The 1,187-nt window shown below is 68.2% G+C and carries 2 protein-coding genes and 1 pseudogene; all 3 read left to right on the top strand.

Annotated elements, in window-relative coordinates; all coding sequences use genetic code 11:
• Positions 1-90 precede the first annotated feature (90 nt).
• Entirely contained in the window at positions 91-552 is a 462-nt protein-coding gene (locus tag AOK08_RS34775) for a molybdenum cofactor biosynthesis protein MoaE (protein WP_055533453.1), read from the top strand.
• A gap of 164 nt (positions 553-716) precedes the next feature.
• The gene (locus tag AOK08_RS48570; protein WP_277816055.1) at positions 717-842 is read left to right on the top strand and encodes a hypothetical protein; all 126 of its coding nucleotides are present in this window, start codon (positions 717-719) and stop codon (positions 840-842) included.
• Positions 843-900: 58 nt separating this feature from the next.
• Positions 901-1,187: pseudogene (locus tag AOK08_RS47910) on the top strand (PDZ/DHR/GLGF domain-containing protein); the annotation flags it as partial.

The raw sequence follows: 1,187 nt of genomic DNA, 5'->3' as shown, positions 1-1,187 counted from the left end.
CGGGCTGGGGGTGCCTGGGCCTGGGTTGGAACGGCGGTCAGGAGGGAAGGCCGCTCGGGCTGGTGGTGGCTGGGGTGGCACGATGGGGGTATGGCATCTCTTTGTGATCATCCCGGTGAGCAGGTGGCTCTGGAGCCCATCAAGCTGGTTGCCGTTCGGGACGTGCCGCTGTCCCTGGACGAGGTCTTCCGGGCCGTGGGGGACGCGTCCGCCGGGGGGACCGCTCTGTTTGTCGGGACCGTGCGGAATCATGACGGGGGTGCCGATGTCGCGGCGCTCGGGTATTCGTGTCACCCCAGTGCCGAGGCCGAGATCCGGCGTGTCGCCGAGAAGGTCGTCGCCGAGTTTCCGGTGCGGGCCCTCGCCGCTGTGCACCGGGTGGGGGAGCTGGCCGTGGGGGACCTCGCTGTCGTGGTCGCCGTGTCCTGCGCGCACCGGGGCGATGCCTTCGCCGCCTGTCGCAAGCTGATCGACGATCTCAAGCACGAGGTGCCCATCTGGAAGCACCAGACGTTCTCCGACGGCACCGAGGAGTGGGTCGGCGCCTGCTGAGCCGGGCGGGTGACTCCGCGCGGGAGGCGTCTCCGGTTGCGTAACCGCCCCCCGCGCGTGAGCGTTGACACGGCGGAGGTTAATCTGCTGATCAGTCAGTAGCGGTCGCTCTTTGGGGTTGGGAGGTCGGCATGGCGGCACTCGCCTGGTTGCTGATTCCGCTTGTGGCTGCGATCGGCGCCGGCCTGTGGGGCAGTTGGGCCAACCGGACGCGCAGGACGCGCGGTGACGGCCCCGAGCTCGACGGCTACGAGCGATTCCGCGAGGCCATGGAGAAGTCCCGCACCTGAGACACCGAACAGGCGGCCCTGACGGTGTGCTGACAGGACCGTCCCGTACTGTCGTGCCATGCCACGCCGCACCGCGACGATGCTCGCCTCCACCCTGATGCTGATCGCGCTCCTGTGCGCCGGAGTGTTCATCACCGTGCCGTATTCGGAGATGTCACCGGGGCCGACCGTGAACACTCTCGGGGACCACGGCGGCGAGCCGGTACTCCAGATTTCCGGGCGCAAGACCTATGCGACCACCGGGCACCTGAACATGACCACCGTCCGTGTGACGAGTGCCGACTACCGGATGAACCTCGTCGAAGCCGTGTACGGCTGGCTCTCGCACGACAACAAGGTCGTGCC

The organism is Streptomyces graminilatus (assembly GCF_001418565.1).
GTDB classification, from domain to species: domain Bacteria; phylum Actinomycetota; class Actinomycetes; order Streptomycetales; family Streptomycetaceae; genus Streptomyces; species Streptomyces graminilatus.
This window is presented reverse-complemented; position numbering and strand designations above follow the sequence as displayed.

Coding starts and splice junctions, on each gene's coding strand:
- AOK08_RS34775 (WP_055533453.1), top strand. CDS start 91: ATGGCATCTCTTTGTGATCATCCCGGTGAGCAGGTGGCTCTGGAGCCC.